This is a genomic window from Derxia gummosa DSM 723, from assembly GCF_000482785.1.
GTDB lineage: Bacteria > Pseudomonadota > Gammaproteobacteria > Burkholderiales > Burkholderiaceae_E > Derxia > Derxia gummosa.
The window spans coordinates 86630-103654 of the sequence record NZ_AXWS01000007.1 but is presented as its reverse complement, the minus strand read 5'-3'; the positions used below and the strand labels follow the sequence as shown (position 1 = coordinate 103654).

Here is a 17025-nt window from a genome sequence, read left to right as displayed (position 1 = left end):
ACCGGGCAACTTGCCCGTACCGCCGCGCGGCAGGTCACGGCACGCGGCGAACCGGCGGCGCGCCAGTCGCCCGCAGACACGGGCCGCAGCCCGGTCGCGCCCCGTGCGACACCGGCCGACGCCCGCCCGCGCCGCCGTCCGACAGCCCGTCCCGCGTCCCCCGGCGAGCATCCGCGTCAACCCGCCGCCGCGACGCCGTCTCCCGCGACGCCGCGTGCCGCGCGGGCCTCACATCGCCCGCCTCCCGTGACCGACAACTCACCCGCCCGCAAGCGCTTGCAACTCGACCGCGTGTTTCCCGGTCGCGACCCGCGCCTCGACTTCTTTCGCGGGCTGGCGCTGTGGTTCATCTTTCTCGACCATGTGCCGGGCAACCTGTTTGCATGGCTCACGCCGCGCAACTGGGGCTTCAGCGACGCGACCGAAATCTTCATTTTCATTTCCGGTTATTCGGCCGCGATCGCCTATGGCCGGGCCTGGCAGCGCAACGGCCTGCCGTGGGCATCGGCGCATGTGTGGCAGCGGGCGTGGACGCTGTACGTCGCCCATCTCGTGCTGCTGATGTTCTTCATTGCCGAGGTGGCCTTCGTGGCGACGCGCTATGGCAATCCGGCATTCGTCGATGAACTCAACCTCAACGAATTCCTCAAGGCGCCGCACATCGCGCTGGTCGAGGCGCTGCTGCTGCGCTTCAAGCCGGCCAATCTGGATGTGCTGCCGCTGTACATCGTGCTGCTGTGCGCCTTCCCGCTGATGCTGGCGCTGATCGGCTGGCGGCCGCGCTGGCTGCTGGCGATTTCGGTGGCCGTCTACGCGGCGGCGCGCGGCTTCGGCTGGAACCTGCCGGCCTTTCCGGGCGAGGGCGGCTGGTTCTTCAACCCGTTCGCGTGGCAGCTGCTGTTCGTGCTGGGCGCGGTGTGCGCGGCGGCGCCGCAGGCGCTGGGCGAGGCCTTCCGCTGGCGGCGCTGGGTGGCGTGGCTCGCGGCGGGCTGGCTGCTGTTCTCGCTCGCGGTGGTGCTGACCTGGCATGTGCGCGCGCTGGAGGATGCGCTGCCGATCTGGCTCGGCAACCTCATCTATCCGATCGACAAGACCAATCTCGGGCTGACGCGGCTTACGCACTTTCTCGCCATCGCCTACCTCGCGTCGGGGCTGATTCCGGCCAATGCGCGCTTTCTCGCGCGGCGGCGGGTGCGGCCGATCCTCGTGTGCGGGCGGCAGTCGCTGTACGTGTTCTGCTTCGGCATCTACCTGTCGTTCTTCATGCAGTTCGTGCTGGTGGAGGTCGATGCCAGCCTCGCGGCGCAGGCGCTGTGCAGCGGCGTCGGCATCGCCGCCATGTGCGCGCTGGCGGCGCTGATCGACTGGTACGGCGCGGCCGGCAAGAAGAAGGGCGGAGCGCGGGAGGCGGTGGCGGTGCGGGACGGCGGGGCGGCGGTGCCGGTCGCGGACGCGTCGGCAGCGGCGTCGCCCGCCGCTGCCATGCCATCCACGGTCACCGCGGCGTCGTCTGCGACGACCGCCATCGCGCCGACCACCACGCCTTCTGCCGCCAGCGGAGCCGACGCGACTGGCCCCAACCCGATCCAGCCCCGTTCCGCCGCCCTGCCGTCCGACATCGCCGGAGCACGCCCATGACCCGACGCGGCCTTGCCCTGTCCTGCCTCATGCTCGGCGCCGCCTTCTGGCTGCTGCGGCCGCCGCCCGCGCATGCCGCGCCCGGCCTGCCGGCCGAATGCTCGGCGCCGGTCGATCTGCTCGCCACCGATTCGCCGCTGCCGCGCCTGAGCACCGCGCTGCGCGGGCGCGACACCGTGAAGGTGATCGTGCTCGGCGCCGGTTCGGCCCTCGGCGCGGTGCCGCGCGAGGACGCCGGCCGCCTCGGCGCCGAGGCCGACGCCCGCCCCGGCACCCACAGCGCCCGCCTGCCCGACACCCCGCCCGACCTCGCCTGGCCCGGCCGCTTCGCCGTCGCATTGCAAGCCGCGCATCCGGGCCGGCGCATCGACGTGAGCACCATCGCGCGGCCCGGCGGCACGGTGGCCGACGCGCGCCGCATCATCGACAGCGATGTGCTGCGCGAGGCGCCCGCGCTGCTGGTCTGGCAGATCGGCATCGCCGACATCCGCCAGGGCCGGCCGGTGCCGGAGTTCGGCGCCGACATCGAGGCCGCGCTCGACCGGCTCGCGAAGCGCCGCATCGACGTGGTGCTGGTGGACATGCAGTACGGCGCCGCGACGGCGCTGTTCATCAACACCGCGCCCTACCGCGCCTACCTGCGCTGGATCGCGCGCAGCCACGATCTGCCCTATCTGCGCCGTCACGAGCTGATGCAGCACTGGTTCGAGAACGGCAGCTTCTCGCTGCATCCCGAGGATGTGGGCCGCGCGCGCGCCGACAAGCTCGCGATCGACGCCTGCGTCGGCGGCCAGCTCGCCGCCCTCGTCGAGATGGCGCTCGACAGCCCCTGACCCGCCCGCCCGTGGCCGGCCGCCACGCCACGCCGATTCCCCGAGAACCTCCACGAGGACCGCGCATGAACCGACGCCGCCTCAGCCATCTCGCCACCGCGTTCTCCTGCGCGGCGCTGCTCGCCGCCGCGCCGGCCCGAGCGCAGGACGGCGCGCCGGGCGCCGCCGCCGGCCCGGCCGGTGCGTCGCCCGCCACCTTGCCCGGCGGTCCGCCATCGCCAACGGAGCAGGGTGGCACGCCACTTCCCGCCGCCGGCCCCACGCCCTCGCCCGCGCCGCCCGTCGCGCCGCAGGATGCGCCGCGCATTCCCGCGCCGCCGGGCACCGCGCCCACGGTGCCGGCCGCGGCGCCCAGCCCGGCCGCCGTCGTGCGTCCACCCGAGCCGCATTGCAGCGGCATCGGCCGGCCGGCGCCGCTCGGCCGGCTGCCGATCACCGCCGCGCGTCTGGCCGGGCGCGAGCCGCTCACCATCGTCGCGCTCGGTTCGTCCACCACGGCGGGCGCGGGCGCGACCAGCATCGCCGCTACCTATCCGAGCCGGCTCGGCGTCGAGCTGACGCGCCGGCTCCCGGGCAAGGCCGTGCGCGTCATCAACAAGGGCGTGAACGGGCAGGACGTGCAGGAGGAGGTCGAGCGCTTCGAGCGCGACGTGTTCCAGGACGGACCGCAGCTCGTGATCTGGCAGCTCGGCACCAACGCGCTGCTGCGCGAGCTGGATTTCGACAGCTTCAGTCGCCTGGCCGAGGACGGCGTCGCGCGCATCCGCGCCCATGGCATCGACCTCGTGCTGATGGACCTGCAATACGCGCCGCGCGTGACCGGCTCGCCCGGCACCCAGCGCATGCTCGGCTGGTTCGACCGCATGGCCCAGCGCGAGGGCGTGCCGGTGTTCCGCCGCTTCGAGCTGATGCGGCAATGGGCCGAGCACGCCGGCGAGCAGTACGCCAGCCTGCTCGCGCCCGATTCGCTGCACATGAACGACGAGAGCTATGCCTGCCTCGCGGCCGCGCTGGCCGACGCCATCGTGCAGGCGGCGGCGCCACCCGCCGGAGCATCGGCGCACGGGCCGGGCGGGCGGGTCGGGGCGGGCGCGCCGGGCAATCCGGCTGGTCCGGGCGCGACTGCCCCGGGCACGCCGGCCGCGCGCTGAGGCGCGCCGGCATGCCGCGATCCGCGCGCCGGATGCCGGAAACAGTGCCCGGACCGCGCCCCTGTTCGGCGCATGGTGGCGGGCGCTCGCTCGGGACAATCGGCAGGCCCAGCTTCAACCCTCAGCCATGCTTCAAGACCACCTGCTCCTCCTGGTCCCGCTCGCCTGCGTCATCACCTTCGCCGGCGTCGCGGGCTGGCCGCGGCTCGCGCCGCCACCGGCCAGCGAGCGCGGCTGGACCCGCGCCCTCGGCGACACGAGCTGGAGCGGCCTCGGCGCCGGACTGGCCGCGCTGCTCGCCTGGGCCGCGCTCGGCGCGATCGCCACGCGACGCTGGCTCGATCCCGATGCCCTCATGCTCGCCGCGATGAGCGGCATCTTCGTCGCCAGCCGCTTCACCGATCTCGCCCATTGCGCGCGCGCGCGCCGCGCCCAGCGTCTGCTGGCCGAGGCGCATGACGACCTCGAAGCCCGCATGCGCCAGCAGGCGCGCCAGCTCGACATCGAGCGCCGCCGCATGGGCGCGCTCATCCGCGTGGCCACCGACGGCTATGTGATGGTCGATCGCGCCGGGCTCATCCTCGAACTCAACGCCGCCGCCGAGGCGCTGCTCGGCATCGCCGCCGGCGCCGACGTCAAGGACCGCTCGCTGCTCGACGCGCTTGCGCCGCTCGCCACGCCGCGCGCCAACCCGCCCGCCGACGAGTTCGAGACCTGGGTCGGCGCGCGCGGCACGCGGCTGCGCTTCGAGCAGCAGCTGCGCCGCGACGATGGCAGCACCCTGCCGGTGGAAGTGGCGATCGCGCGGCTGCGCGACGAGCGCGGCGCGCCGTACGCGATCTTCCTGCGCGACATCAGCGAGCGGCTGCGCGCCAAGGCCGCGCTCGAAGCCGCGCGCGACGCGGCCGAGGCCGGCTCGCGCTCGAAGAGCAGCTTCCTGGCCACCATCAGCCACGAGATCCGCACGCCGATGAACGCCATCATCGGCATGCTCGAACTGCTGAGCATGACGAAGCTCGACGACCGCCAGCGCGAGACCGTCGCCCTCGTGCGCGAGGCCAGCGCCTCGCTGCTGGTGCTCATCGACGACGTGCTCGACTTTTCCAAGATCGAGGCCGGCAAGCTCATGCTCGCGCCCGAGCCCTTCGCGCTCGCCGACCTGGCGCGCAACGTGGCCCGCGTGTTCGAGGCCAGCGCGCGCGAGAAGGGCGTGCGGCTCGAATGCCATCTCGACGACGGCCTGCTGGAGCCGACCCATCTGGTCGACGGCCACCGGCTGCGCCAGATCCTCAGCAACTTCCTCAGCAACGCGGTCAAGTTCACGCGCGAGGGCACGGTCAGCCTGCGCGTGAGCGCCGAGCCGGTCGAGCACGACGCGCGCGGCGTGCGGCGCCAGCGCCTGCGCATCGCGGTGAGCGACACCGGCATCGGCATGGCGCCCGAGACCGTCGCCAAGCTGTTCCGCCCCTTCGAGCAGGCCGACTCGGCCACCACGCGCGAATTCGGCGGCACCGGCCTGGGCCTCGCCATCAGCCGCCGCATCGCCGAGCTGATGGGCGGGCGCATCGACGTGCAGAGCCGGCTCGGCACCGGCACCCAGATCACGCTCACCGTCGAACTGCCGGTGGTGGCGGGCGGCGCGGTCAACAGCCTCGACGCCTTCACGCGCACCAACGTGATGGAAGCCATCGGCATGGAAGCCGAGCGCGGCGGCGCGCCGGCCGAGCCGGCCGAGCCCGAAATCCTCGTGGTGGACGACCATCCGACCAACCTGCGCCTGCTGCGCCAGCAGCTGCGCGTGCTGGGCCACGTGGCCGATTGCGCCGAGAACGGCGCGCGCGCGCTCGAAGCCTTCGGCCAGCGGCGCTGGCGGCTGGTGATTTCCGACTGCCAGATGCCGGGCATGGACGGCTATGAATTCGCGCGCCGGCTGCGCGCCCACGAGAAGCGCAACAAGCTCGGCCGCACGCCGCTGCTCGGCTTCACGGCCAACATCCACCGCGAGGCGATCGACGCCTGCCTCGCGGCCGGCATGGACGACGTGCTCACCAAGCCCGCCGAGCTGGCCGGTCTGCGCGCCAAGCTCGAACGCTGGCTCGGCCCGCCGCTGCCGCGCAAGACCACGGCCTTCGGCCCGGCCACGCCGCGCGCGACCCAGCCGCTCAACATCCCGCCGATCGCCTTCGCGCCGCCGCTGCCGCGCGACGCCATGCTCTACGAGCCGCGCCGCCTGCTCGACGCGGCCGGCGGCGATCCCGACCAGGTGAGCGAAGTGGCGAGCGAGTTCGTCGAATCGGCGCTGGCCGACCTCGACGCCGTGCGCCGCGCCGCCGCCGGTGGCGATACCGAGGCGATGCGCCGCGCCGCGCACCGGCTCAAGGGCGCGGCGCGCGTGATCGGCGCCGGCCATCTGGCCGAGGCCGCCGCGCGCATCGAGGAGCAGGCCGTGCCCGGCGCCACCTTGCCCGGTGCCCGGCCCGAGACCGCCCTCGTCACCGCCGACTTCACCCGCATCGTCGGCCCGCATGTGCGGGCGATGCTGCGCGTCGACGGCTTCGACACCCAGCCGCCGGTCGCCGGCGGCTCGCCGGCCGCGTCGCTCCCGGCCGCGCGGCTCGCGCCGCCACCCGTGCCGACCGCGCCCACCGGCGGATCGCCGGTCGCCACGCAGCCCGGCGCGCCCGCGCGCGAGGCCCGCATCGCCGCGCAGGTGTCGGACCTGATCGCCAACTTCGAGCGCCTGCGCACCGCGCTGCCCGTGCGCCGCCCCGGTCGCGGCGATGACCGTTCCGGCTGACGCCGTCGCATTGCCCTCTCGCCCCCCCCGAAGACCAAGAACATGTCCGCACGCCCGGCCGATTCCGCGAAGGTTCTCGTCGTCGATGACGACCGTTTCCAGCGCCGCACGCTGGCCCGTCAGCTGCGCGCGGCCGGCGCCGCCGACGTGGCCGAAGCCGAGGATGGCAACGCCGCGCTCGCCTGGCTCCACGACCACGGCGACGAAGCCTGGCTCGCGCTGTGCGACCTCGACATGCCGGGCATGGACGGGCTCGAACTCGTGCGTCATTTCGACACCGCCAACCCGCGTGGCGCCATCGCCCTGCTCAGCGCGCACGACGCCGATGTGCTGCGCTCGGCCTCGCTGCTCGGCGGCGGGGACAGCCGGCGCCTGCTCGGCACCTGGGCCAAGCCGCTCGCCAGCGCCGACCTCGCCGACATCTTCATGCGCTGGCGCCTGCTCGCTGGCGACAGCCTGCTGCTGCCCGACGATGCCGGCGCCGACACCTGCATCGACGTGAGCGAGCTGCGCGCCGCGCTGGAACGCGGCGCGGTCGTGGCCTGGCTCCAGCCCAAGATCGAGCTGGCCACGGGCGCCGTGGTGGGCGCCGAGGCGCTCGCGCGGCTCGACCTCGGCGCCGGCGGCGTGATGCTGCCGGGCCAGTTCTGGCATCAGGTGGCGAGCGACGGCCGCGAGCTGGAGACGACCCTCACGATGGTCGGCCAGCTCGGCCGCGCGCTGCCGGCCATCCTCGCGCGCCGGGAGCCTTTCGTGGTCGCGCTCAATCTCGCGCTCGACAGCATCGCGGCGGCCGAGGCGCTGCCCCGGTTGTCGGCGGCGGTGGAAGCAGCCGGCATCGGTCGCGAGCACCTGATGTTCGAGATCACCGAGAGCGCGGCGGCGGTGCAGTCGGCGATCGCGGCCGGCAATGTGGCGCGGCTGCGCATGCGCGGCTTCCGGCTGTCGATCGACGATTTCGGCACCGGCCATTCGACGCTCGACCAGCTCTACCGGCTGCCGTTCTCCGAGCTGAAGCTCGATCGCAGCTTCGTGCAGCAGGCGATGCACGACCGCACCGCGCGCGCGATGGTGCAGAGCACGCTCCAGCTCGCGCGCACGCTCGGTCTTTCCACCGTGGCCGAAGGCGTGGAGGACGAGGCCACGGCCTTGCTGTTGCGCGAGCTTGGCTGCGATTGCGCCCAGGGCTGGCTGTTCGCGCCCGCGATGCCGCCGGAGGAGTTCGTGCGCTGGCTCGACCGGCATGCCGACGCGCGGGCGATGGCGGCCTTCGACGCGCGGGTGTGAGGCGGCGGACCGCCGCCGGCTGACGGCGCCCGGACGCCTCAGCCGCGCCGGTACTCGACGAAGGCGTGCGCGGGCGCGCCGGTTTCGGCGTCGGCCGGATGCGTTTCGCGGCTTGTTTCCACCAGCCCGGCGGGCAAGGGCGGCAGGCGGGTATCGCCTTCCGGCTCCAGCGCCACCTCGGTGATGACGAAGCGCTGCGCGCGCGGGAAGGCGAGGGCATAGAGCTGCGCCCCGCCGATCACGAACACTTCGGGAACCTCGGCCACGAGCGCCAGCGCCGCGTCGAGCGATGCGACCACCTCGGCACCCGCCGCCACGTAATCGCGGTTGCGGCTCACGACGATGTGGCGGCGCCCCGGCAACGGCCGGCCGAGCGATTCCCAGGTGTTGCGGCCCATGACGATGGGCGCGCCCATGGTCGTCGCCCTGAAGTGCTTCAGGTCGGCCGGCAGGCGCCAGGGCAGGGTGTTGTCGCGGCCGATGATGCCGTTGCGCGCGACGGCGACGATGACGGAGAGCGTGGTCATTGCGCGGCTCCCGGCGACGTGAAGGTGCTTGCGGTCCGCGCGCGGCGCGTGGCCGTCATGAAATGCGGCGCGCCCATCAGATCGCCACCGCGCCCTTGATGTGCGGATGCGCCTCGTAGCCCACCAGCTCGAAATCCTCGTACTCGTAGCCGTCGATGCTGTCGGGCTTGCGCTTGATGACGAGCCTGGGCAGCGGATAGGGCTCGCGCATGAGTTGCAGCCGGGCCTGGTCGAGATGGTTGCTGTAGAGGTGCACGTCGCCGCCGGTCCACACGAAGCTGCCCGGCTCAAGGTCGCACTGGTGCGCGATCAGCATGAGCAGCAGCGCATAGCTCGCGATGTTGAACGGCACGCCCAGGAACACGTCGCAGGAGCGCTGGTAGAGCTGGAGATGCAGCTTGCCGTCGATGACCGCCGTCTGGAACAGGCAGTGGCAGGGCGCGAGCTTCATGTCGGGCAGGTCGCCGGGGTTCCAGGCGCTGACGAGCTGGCGGCGCGAGTTGGGATCGCGTTTGATGGTCGCGATGAGGTCGGCGATCTGGTCGATGTGGCGGCCGTCGGCCGTGACCCAGTCGCGCCATTGCTTGCCGTACACCGGGCCGAGGTCGCCGTTTTTGTCGGCCCATTCGTCCCAGATGCTGACCTTGTGGTCGTGCAGCCATTTGACGTTGGTGTCGCCGCGCAGGAACCAGAGCAGCTCGATGAAGATGCTGCGCACATGCAGCTTCTTGGTCGTGACGAGCGGGAAGCCCTCGCTCAGGTCGAAGCGCATCTGGTGGCCGAACACGGCGCGCGTGCCGGTGCCGGTGCGGTCGGGGCGGTCGCTGCCCTCGTCGAGGATGCGGCGGATGAGGTCGAGGTATTGCTTCATGGGCGGTCACTCCGGGCCGCCGAGGGCCGGGCTTTGCAGGAAAAAAAGCCCGCGAGTGTCCCCCGGCTGGATGTGTGCTGGCAACTTTCGTGCGCGCGTCAGTCTGACCGTTGCGCCAGGCCGGCGTTGCGCCGAAATGCGGCGGGCGGGCGCCGGCATTGCGCCGGACGGCCCGCCCGCGCGCGCCTTGCCTTGTCAGTGCGCAGCCTGCTGTTCGCCCATGAAGATCTCGACGCGCCGGTTGCGTGCGCGGCCGGCCTCGGTGGTGTTGCTGGCGATCGGCTCGTGCGAGCCGCGTCCGCTGGTGGCGATGTTGGCGCCGTTCGCGCCCCGGTCGATCAGGTAGTCGCGCACGCTGTTGGCGCGGTTGAGGCTGAGCGGGTCGTTGATGGCGTCGCTGCCGGTGCTGTCGGTATGGCCGATGACGCGCACCGTCGCGGTCGGGTTCTGGCGCAGGCCGGTGGCGAACTGGTCGAGCACGCGGCGGAAGTCGGGTTCGATGTCGGCGCGGCCGGTCTCGAAGGAGATGTCGCTCGGGATGTCGAGCTTGAGCTGGTTGTCGGCGGTCTTGGTCACGGCCACGCCGGTGCCTTCGGTGGCGCGCTGCATCGACTGGCGCTGCTGCTCCATGCGGTTCGACCAGATGTAGGCGCCGAGCGCGCCCACGCCCGCGCCCACGGCGGCGCCGGTGACGGCGCTGCGGCCGGTGTGGCCGCCGGCCGTGAGCGCGCCGATCGCGGCGCCAGCGGCGGCACCCGCGCCCGCGCCCTTGGCGGTGTTGGACTGGGTCTCGTTCATGTTGGCGCAGCCGGTGGCGAGCACGGCCACGGTGGCGAGGGCGAGGGTGCTGCGTTGCAGGAATCGGTTCATGCGGCTCTCCTTGTTGTTGGCGGGTCGGGCGACCTCGGGGCGCGGAGTCTAGGCAGCCCGCGCGGCGCGCGGGTGAAGTGCGGTGACGGGCGGTAACACCCGCCCGCCCTTCGATACGCCGTGTCACCGCTGGTCGAGCGGCGGTCGAGGCCGACCGGCGCAAGAGGCTTGCAATGAGAATCGTTCGCATCTAGATTGCCTGCCAACGGGCTTGTCGCGCTGCCGCGCCGGCCCATCCCGCACCGCGCAAGCCGGACGCCAGCGCGGGCCTTGTCCGCTCGAAAGGTTCACGGAGGCGAATCCATGTGCGATCACGACTCGCGGCTGCCGCTCGGCCTGCTGGCTGTTGCCGCGCCCCATCCCGCTCACGGCCTGTTCGCGGCGCGCGCGCCGCAAGGCCCCGGCGCGCCGTTCTGGCCCGCCGGCCTGCGCGCTGCCGATGACGCCGACCACGAGGCGTCGGCGCCGCGCGGCGCCGACGACCACGACGATGATCCTCCCGCCCCCGCCGGCTCGCGCCGCCACCGCCTGTGGGAGCTGCCGACAGAGACGCACTGCGCCCTCGTCGGCGTGTGCTTCGGCCTCGACGCGCTGCGCAAGCTCGTCGGCAAGGCGACCGGCGGCACCGTGATGGGCGACGACTACGAGATCCACGTCGGCGCGGTGGCCGAATGCCGCTCGCGCAACCGGCTGTCGGAAGCGATGCAGCGCGATCTCGACCGGCGCCACGCGCTCGTCATCCGCCAGTGGGCGGCGCTCAAGACCACCGAGGCGCTGGCCGAGCGCTGGCGCAGGTCGGTGGACGAGGCCACCGAGGTGGCGGCGGCGCTGTGGGTCGCGCTCACGCATCCGCGCTGCGACGTGCTGCTGCAGGAGCGCATCTGCCGCGACATCCACATGGTCCAGCACCAGGTCGGCGCGAGCGAGCGCGTCGATCGCGCCAGCCACCGCCGCGTGCTGGCCGAACGCGCCGCGCTCGACGCCGAACTCGTCGCGCTGCGCGACCGCAGCACCGCGCTGCTGCGCGAACGTGCCGTCGAGCTGGAACGCGCCAACGCCGAGCTGATGCGCCTGCGCGCCGACGCCGTCATGCGCACCAGCGCCGTCGCCACGCTCGAGGCCGAGCTGGCCGAGCTGCGCGCGAGCATTCCCGATCTCGAATCGCGCCAGCGCCTCGGCGAGCGCGCGCGCCAGCTCTGGGAACGCTGCCGCGAGCAGGACAACCGCCTTGCCGCCCAGGCACGCGAGCTGGACGAACTGCGCGCCGCGCTGACCCGTGCGCGCGACGAATTGCAGCAGGCCGGCGAACGGGAGCGGCGGCACGCACCGGCCCGCGCGCGCGACGAGGCGCCGTCGGCGCGCGCCGACGCCGCAGGCGCGGCGGGGCGGAGCGGCGGCGAGGCGGCTGCCACCGGCTCGACGCGGGATGGCGCGGCGCCCCTCACGTTCCGGCCGGCGCCAGTCACCGTCGCCGTGCCGCTGCGCGACCGTGCCGTGCTGTGCGTCGGCGGCTATGCCAACCATGTCGCGCGCTACCGCGAAACCATCGAGGGCAGCGGCGCGCGCTTCCTGCATCACGACGGCGGCGTGGAGGACCGCCAGGCCCGGCTCGACAGCTGCCTCGCCGCCGCCGACCTCGTCATCTGCCAGACCGGCTGCATCAGCCATGCCGCCTACTGGCGCGTGAAGGACCATTGCAAGCGGACGGGCAAGCGCTGCGTCTTCGTCGAGAACCCGAGCGTCGCTAGCCTGGAGCGCTCGCTGTCGGGGCTGGCCGAGGCGGAGTGAGGGCGCAGCGGCGGTTGCGGCAGGCACGACCGGCGCCGCGCGCGAGGCAAGTGCGGCAAGTGCGGCGCCCGCCGCCGCGCTAGACCGCGCCCTTGCGGAAGGTGTCGCAGTCGCCGAGCCGGCCGGTCTCGAAACCCTTGCGGAACCAGGTCAGCCGCTGCTTGCCGCTGCCGTGGGTGAAGCTCTCGGGCACCACCGTGCCCCGCGCGTGGTGCTGGAGCGTGTCGTCGCCGATCTGGGTCGCCGCGTTGAGCGCCTCGTCGATGTCGCCGGGTTCGAGCAGATGCTTCGTGCGCTCGGCGTGATGCGCCCACAGCCCCGCCAGGCAGTCGGCCTGCAACTCGAGCCGCACGCTCAGCGCGTTGGCTTGGGTCTCGCTCGCGCGGGCGCGCATCGACTGCACCTTGTCGCTGATGCCGAGCAGATGCTGGACGTGATGGCCGACCTCGTGCGCGATCACGTAGGCCTGCGCGAAATCGCCCGGCGCGCCGAGCTGGCGCCGCATCGTGTCGTAGAAGCCGAGGTCGATGTACACCTTCTCGTCGGCCGGGCAGTAGAACGGCCCCATCGCCGCCTGGCCGGTGCCGCAGGCGGTCGGCTCGCGGCCGGTGAACAGGCGCAGCTTCGGCTCGCGGTAGTCGCGGCCGAGCGCGCGGAACTGCGCGTGCCACACATCCTCGGTGTCGGCCAGCACCACCGCGACGAAGCGCGCGAGCTGGTCATCGGCCGGCGGGTGCCGCGCCGGCGCCGCCTGCTGCGTGCGCGGCGCCTCGTTCATGAGCCCGAGCAGCGCGAGCGGATTGATGCCGAACACCCAGCCCGCGACCAGCGCCACCACGATCGACCCGAGACTCAGCCCGCCGCTCAGCAGACCGATGCCGCCCCCGCCACTGCCGCGCGCGTCCTCCACGTTGGCGCTCTCGCGTCCGTCTTCCCATCTCACGCCGGTCTCCTTTCCTCGCTCTGGCCAGTGACTGTGCCGGTCCCATGCCCGGGCTGTCATCCGGCTTGCGCCGACGCGCCGGTGGGACGATTCCGACAGCGGGTTTCCCGGGGCTGATTGCTGCACTGCGATAAACCCTGATCGGGTTTTCGAGCGCTCGTTTGCACGTAGCTACCTGTGCCGGAGTGAAGCCGTCTCTCCTGCGACGTGACGGGTTCCACCTTGTCGTTGGCGATATCCGGACGGCTCCCGACTTGTCGGGGCCGACGCGCTGCGGCTAGTCTTTGTTGCGTCGCCGCAAGCGGTTGACGGGCCGGCAGCATGACCCGTTCGCGGGCGCCGTCACCCGTCCACTGCCAGTCATCCGCCATGGCCAGCCTGCATCAGCCTTCACCGCCGCCGCTTCATGACGACGCGCTCCAGCGTGTGCTCGACGCGCTTGCCGCCGCCGACACCTGCGACCGCCTCGATGTGCTGACCACGCTGTGCCGCGAAGCGGGCTATGCCGGCCTGGCCGCGCTGTGCGCCGACGACGAGGGCCGACTCAGGCTCGCGCTCGGCGTCGGCCTCAACGCCGACGGCGCGGCGGCGGGGCGCGGCTGGTCGCCCGGCGAGGGTCTGGCCGGGCGGGTGTTCGAGACCGGCCAGCCGGTGGTACTCGACGGCGAGCGCGCGGCCGAGGAACTGGCCGGCCATCCGCGCCTGTTCGCGCCCGAGGCCGAGGGCGAGGATCGTCTGCTCGCGGTGCCGATCCGCGAGCGTGGCCGGGTCACGGGCAGCCTGGTTGCGCTGCGCCGGCACGTGGCGCCGGGCACGGTGGCGGTCGACGACCTGCGCGCGCTGGCGCGGGTGGCGCCGACGCTGGCGCGGGTGCGCTGAGCGTCCGGGCCGGACAGGCGTGCGGCCGGCCGCGTGCCCGAGCATCAGGCGCCGACGTCCTCGCCCGCCACCTGCATCCCCGCCAGCCGCGCATACATCCCGCCCTGGGCCAGCAGTTCGGCCGGCGGTCCCATTTCCACCACCCGGCCGCCGTCCACCACGACGATCAGGTCGGCCTTGCGCACGGTACTGAGCCGATGCGCGATCACCAGCGTCGTGCGGCCGCGCATCGCCGCTTCCAGGCCTTGCTGGACGAGCTTCTCGCTCTCGGTGTCGAGCGCGCTCGTGGCCTCGTCGAGCAGCAGCACCGGCGGATTCTTGAGCACCGCGCGCGCGATGGCGATGCGCTGCTTCTGCCCGCCTGACAGCCGCACGCCGCGCTCGCCGAGGAAGGTGCGGTAGCCCTCGGGCAGCCGGGCCAGGAACTCGTCGGCCAGCGCGGTGCGCGCGGCGGCGATCACCTCGGCTTCGCTCGCTTCCGGCCGGCCGTAGCGAATGTTGTCGAGCGCGTCGGCCGAGAAGATGACCGGCTCCTGCGCCACCACGCCGATGTGGCGGCGCAGCTCGCGCGGGTCGAGCCGGCGCAGGTCGTGGCCGCCGAAGCGGATCGCGCCCGACTCGATGTCGTAGAAGCGCAGCAGCAGCTGGAACACGGTGGACTTGCCCGCGCCGCTCGGCCCCACGAGCGCGACCGTGCTGCCCGCCGGCACGTCGAGGCTGAAACCGTCGAGCGCGGCGGTCTGCGGCCGCGACGGGTAGTGGAAGCGCACGGCGTCGAAGCGGATGAGCGGCTCGGCCGCGCTGTTGGAGAGCCGGTGCGCGCGCGGATCGAAGGCGGCGAGGGCGTCGGGCGCCGGTCCGTCCGGCGCGGCGGATCGGGCGGACAGTCCCGCCTCCGCGAGCGCGAGAGGCTCGGGATCGGCCGGCGCGGTGATTTTCGGCTCGGCCGCGAGCAGTTCGGCCAGCCGCTCGCTTGCGCCGGCCGCGCGCTGCACGTCGCTCCACACCTCGGCCAGCACACCGACCGAGCCGGCCGCGAAGGCCGCGTACATCACGAAGGCCGCGAGGTCGCCCTGGCTCATGCGGCCGGCGATCACGTCGCGCGCGCCGAGCCACAGCACGAAGACGATCGCCGCGAACACGCCGGCGATCATCGCCGCCATGAGCAGCGCGCGCGTGCGGCTGCGGCGCACGGCAGTGGCGAAGCTGCGCTCGACCGAGTCGGCATGGCGCGCCGCCTCGCGGTCTTCCTGGGCATAGGCCTGCACGGTCTGGATCGCGCCCAGCACCTCGCCGGCGAGCGCTGCGCTGTCGGCGATGCGGTCCTGCGATTCGCGCGACTGCCGTCGCACGCGCCGGCTCGCGAGCATCAGCGGCAGCACCACGACCACCAGCAGCGCCACCGTGATGCCGAACAGGCGCGGGCTCGTCACGCCCAGCATCACGAGGCCACCGACGAGCTGGAACAGGCTGCGCAGCCCCATCGACATCGACGAGCCGACCACGGTCTGCACGAGCGTCGTGTCGCCGACGAGCCGCGACAGCACCTCGCCCGTGCGCGTCGTCTCGAAGAACTCGGGCGACTGCATGAGCATGCGGCGCTGCACCGCCACGCGGATGTCGGCGGTCACGCGCTCGCCGAGCCAGCTCATCTGGTAGAAGCGCGCCGCCATCAGCGCCGCCCACAGCACCGCGATGCCAAGCAGCCCGAGAAAATGCCCGCCCACCGCGCCACCCGCGACGAAGCCGCGATCGACCAGATCACGGAAGGACCACGGCACCGCCAGCAGCGCCACCGACGACGCCACCAGCAGCACGAAGGCGAGCATCAGCCGCGCGCGATAGGGCGCGATGAAGGGCGCGAGCTTGCCGAGCACGGCGAGCGCGGGCCGCGCGGCGGGTGCCGCGGAACCATCGGCGCCCGGCGCGGCATGCTCGGGCGGCAGGGTCGAAGCGGAGGAAGGCGTACTGCCGGAGGAAAGGCGGGAGGAGGAGTCGGCGGCCATGGTGATGTCGGGCGGGCGCCACCGCGCGGGATTGCTGCGGGGCCCGGCGCGCGCCACCTTGCGCGACGCGGCGCCGGAAGCCCCCATTCTGTGGCCGCGTCGGTCCGGTCGAGGGGGGCGCGGACCCGGGCGGGCGAAATGCCCGGCCCGTGCCGGGCAAGCGGGGCGCCCGCCCGCCGGATCGCGTGCCGGGCGCCGATGACCGGTTTGTGCCGACCACCAGCGCCGCGCGGGCTTCGACCCGCCCGCGTCACGTCATGCGGCTCAGCCCGCGGCCGCTACTACCCGGCGCGGCGCCAGCCGCCGGCTCACGAAGCGGTTGATGCTCGTCGTCGCCGGCTTCTCGATCAGCACATGCAGCACGCAGGCCACCACCACCGAGAACAGATTGGCCACCACCACATAGCCCCAGGCGTGCGTGAGATGGGCCTTCTTCCACAGCATCGACACCAGCGTCAGCGCGAACGGGTGCGACAGGTAGAGCACGAAGGACACGTCGCCGCCGAACACCAGCGCGCGCTTGACCGGCCCCGGTTCGGGCGCCTCGTCCACCAGCGCGAAGCCCGAGCAGATCGCCAGCGCCGGCAGGCCCATCCACAGCGGGCGGTAATCCCAGAAATGGGCGGCGATGCCCATGGACTGCATCAGCACCATGACCGCCACGCCCGCGACCACCAGCGCGATGCCCGCCGGCAGCGCGATGCGCATGCCCGCGAGCCGGAAATGCGCCAGGGCGATGCCGAACAGGAATTCGAAGATGATCGGATTGCACCAGAACGCGAATGACGTCGATCCGGGCGGCGCGACAATGCCGAGCGTGCCCAGCAGCGCAATCGAGCCGAATAGAAATGCCACGCCCGCGCGCCGATTGAACAGCAGCGCGATTCCGAGCAGCGCATAGAACAGCATTTCGAAATTGAGCGTCCAGCCGAGAATCAGCACCGGGAAATAGCGGCCATACGGGTTCTGCACCGGCACGAAGAAATACGAGCCGATCACATGCAGCGGATCGAGCGTCGAATGCGTGACGTAGGACGCGAAGACGATGGCCGAGCCGATCATCGCCGTCGTGAACAGCCAGTACGGCGGCGCCACGCGCGCGATGCGGCGCCACAGGAAATTGGCCGAGGCGCCCGGCTTGCCGAATTGCTCCTTCGACAGCAGATACATGATGAATCCGCTGATCACGAAAAAGATGTCGACCCCGCCGGCGAAATACACCGGCACCCACGGCGTGTAATTGGCTAGATCGAGATAGGGCATTTCGCCGGCCTCGTGCTGTACATGGCCGAACAGCACCATTGCCGAGGCAATGAGCCGCAATATCTGGACGTTGTAGATCGTCTTTTTCATCAGCGCGGAATCGAAGGAGGAATGGCCCGGCCGGCGCATCGCGCCGGACAAGGGCCGGATTGTCCGCGTCAACCTTCGGCGC

13 protein-coding genes are annotated in these 17025 nt (G+C 72.6%); 7 read left to right on the top strand and 6 right to left on the bottom strand.

Going from position 1 to position 17025, the window contains the following annotated elements; translation table 11 throughout:
* Positions 1-246 precede the first annotated feature (246 nt).
* From H566_RS22340 to H566_RS0101660, 5 genes are all read left to right on the top strand, one after another.
* Positions 247-1638 carry an OpgC family protein gene (locus H566_RS22340; RefSeq protein WP_051377840.1) on the top strand — a complete coding sequence of 464 codons (1392 nt, stop codon included), beginning with the start codon at positions 247-249 and terminating at the stop codon, positions 1636-1638.
* Positions 1635-2471, top strand: coding sequence for an SGNH/GDSL hydrolase family protein (locus H566_RS0101675; RefSeq protein WP_028310053.1), 837 nt, complete (start codon positions 1635-1637; stop codon positions 2469-2471). The genes H566_RS22340 and H566_RS0101675 overlap by 4 nt, the downstream gene beginning before the upstream one ends.
* A 65-nt stretch (positions 2472-2536) precedes the next feature.
* The gene (locus H566_RS27105; RefSeq protein WP_051377837.1) at positions 2537-3622 is read left to right on the top strand and encodes an SGNH/GDSL hydrolase family protein; all 1086 of its coding nucleotides are present in this window, start codon (positions 2537-2539) and stop codon (positions 3620-3622) included.
* A 127-nt stretch (positions 3623-3749) separates the two neighbouring features.
* Positions 3750-6419, top strand: coding sequence for an ATP-binding protein (locus tag H566_RS27100; RefSeq protein WP_051377835.1), 2670 nt, complete (start codon positions 3750-3752; stop codon positions 6417-6419).
* 42 nt (positions 6420-6461) lie between these two features.
* Complete coding sequence (locus H566_RS0101660) at positions 6462-7706, top strand: EAL domain-containing response regulator (RefSeq protein ID WP_028310052.1); 1245 nt, start codon at positions 6462-6464, stop codon at positions 7704-7706.
* A gap of 38 nt (positions 7707-7744) precedes the next feature.
* Here the strand turns inward: H566_RS0101660 and H566_RS0101655 are convergent, their stop codons facing one another.
* From H566_RS0101655 to H566_RS0101640, 3 genes are all read right to left on the bottom strand, one after another.
* Positions 7745-8233 carry a dihydrofolate reductase gene (locus H566_RS0101655; protein ID WP_028310051.1) on the bottom strand — a complete coding sequence of 163 codons (489 nt, stop codon included), beginning with the start codon at positions 8231-8233 and terminating at the stop codon, positions 7745-7747.
* Between the two features lie 76 nt (positions 8234-8309).
* The gene (gene thyA / locus H566_RS0101645; RefSeq protein WP_028310050.1) at positions 8310-9104 is read right to left on the bottom strand and encodes a thymidylate synthase; all 795 of its coding nucleotides are present in this window, start codon (positions 9102-9104) and stop codon (positions 8310-8312) included.
* A gap of 195 nt (positions 9105-9299) precedes the next feature.
* Entirely contained in the window at positions 9300-9974 is a 675-nt protein-coding gene (locus H566_RS0101640) for a YiaD family glycine zipper/OmpA-like lipoprotein (protein ID WP_028310049.1), read from the bottom strand.
* 303 nt (positions 9975-10277) lie between these two features.
* Between H566_RS0101640 and H566_RS0101635 the strand changes: the two genes are divergently transcribed.
* Positions 10278-11762, top strand: coding sequence for a DUF2325 domain-containing protein (locus H566_RS0101635; protein ID WP_028310048.1), 1485 nt, complete (start codon positions 10278-10280; stop codon positions 11760-11762).
* A 79-nt stretch (positions 11763-11841) separates the two neighbouring features.
* Here H566_RS0101635 and ypfJ read toward each other — a convergent pair whose 3' ends face one another.
* Positions 11842-12705, bottom strand: a complete 864-nt coding sequence (gene ypfJ / locus H566_RS0101630) for a KPN_02809 family neutral zinc metallopeptidase (protein ID WP_028310047.1) — start codon at positions 12703-12705, stop codon at positions 11842-11844.
* Positions 12706-13074: 369 nt separating this feature from the next.
* Between ypfJ and H566_RS0101625 the strand changes: the two genes are divergently transcribed.
* A complete protein-coding gene (locus H566_RS0101625) occupies positions 13075-13584 on the top strand; it encodes a GAF domain-containing protein (protein WP_028310046.1) in 510 nt (169 codons plus the stop codon).
* Between the two features lie 44 nt (positions 13585-13628).
* On the opposite strand, the gene H566_RS0101620 is transcribed toward H566_RS0101625, so the two are convergent.
* A complete protein-coding gene (locus tag H566_RS0101620; RefSeq protein WP_084544814.1) occupies positions 13629-15590 on the bottom strand; it encodes an ABC transporter transmembrane domain-containing protein in 1962 nt (653 codons plus the stop codon).
* Positions 15591-15854: 264 nt separating this feature from the next.
* Positions 15855-16943, bottom strand: a complete 1089-nt coding sequence (locus H566_RS0101610) for an acyltransferase family protein (RefSeq protein WP_169732475.1) — start codon at positions 16941-16943, stop codon at positions 15855-15857.
* Between the last annotated feature and the right edge of the window lie 82 nt (positions 16944-17025).

Excerpts from the sequence above, each read along its gene's own strand:
- H566_RS0101675 (WP_028310053.1), top strand. The coding sequence starts at position 1,635 with ATGACCCGACGCGGCCTTGCCCTGTCCTGCCTCATGCTCGGCGCCGCC.
- H566_RS27105 (WP_051377837.1), top strand. The coding sequence starts at position 2,537 with ATGAACCGACGCCGCCTCAGCCATCTCGCCACCGCGTTCTCCTGCGCG.
- H566_RS27100 (WP_051377835.1), top strand. The coding sequence starts at position 3,750 with ATGCTTCAAGACCACCTGCTCCTCCTGGTCCCGCTCGCCTGCGTCATC.
- H566_RS0101660 (WP_028310052.1), top strand. The coding sequence starts at position 6,462 with ATGTCCGCACGCCCGGCCGATTCCGCGAAGGTTCTCGTCGTCGATGAC.
- H566_RS0101655 (WP_028310051.1), bottom strand. The coding sequence starts at position 8,233 with ATGACCACGCTCTCCGTCATCGTCGCCGTCGCGCGCAACGGCATCATC.
- thyA (WP_028310050.1), bottom strand. The coding sequence starts at position 9,104 with ATGAAGCAATACCTCGACCTCATCCGCCGCATCCTCGACGAGGGCAGC.
- H566_RS0101640 (WP_028310049.1), bottom strand. The coding sequence starts at position 9,974 with ATGAACCGATTCCTGCAACGCAGCACCCTCGCCCTCGCCACCGTGGCC.
- H566_RS0101635 (WP_028310048.1), top strand. The coding sequence starts at position 10,278 with ATGTGCGATCACGACTCGCGGCTGCCGCTCGGCCTGCTGGCTGTTGCC.
- H566_RS0101625 (WP_028310046.1), top strand. The coding sequence starts at position 13,075 with ATGGCCAGCCTGCATCAGCCTTCACCGCCGCCGCTTCATGACGACGCG.
- H566_RS0101620 (WP_084544814.1), bottom strand. The coding sequence starts at position 15,590 with ATGGCCGCCGACTCCTCCTCCCGCCTTTCCTCCGGCAGTACGCCTTCC.
- H566_RS0101610 (WP_169732475.1), bottom strand. The coding sequence starts at position 16,943 with ATGAAAAAGACGATCTACAACGTCCAGATATTGCGGCTCATTGCCTCG.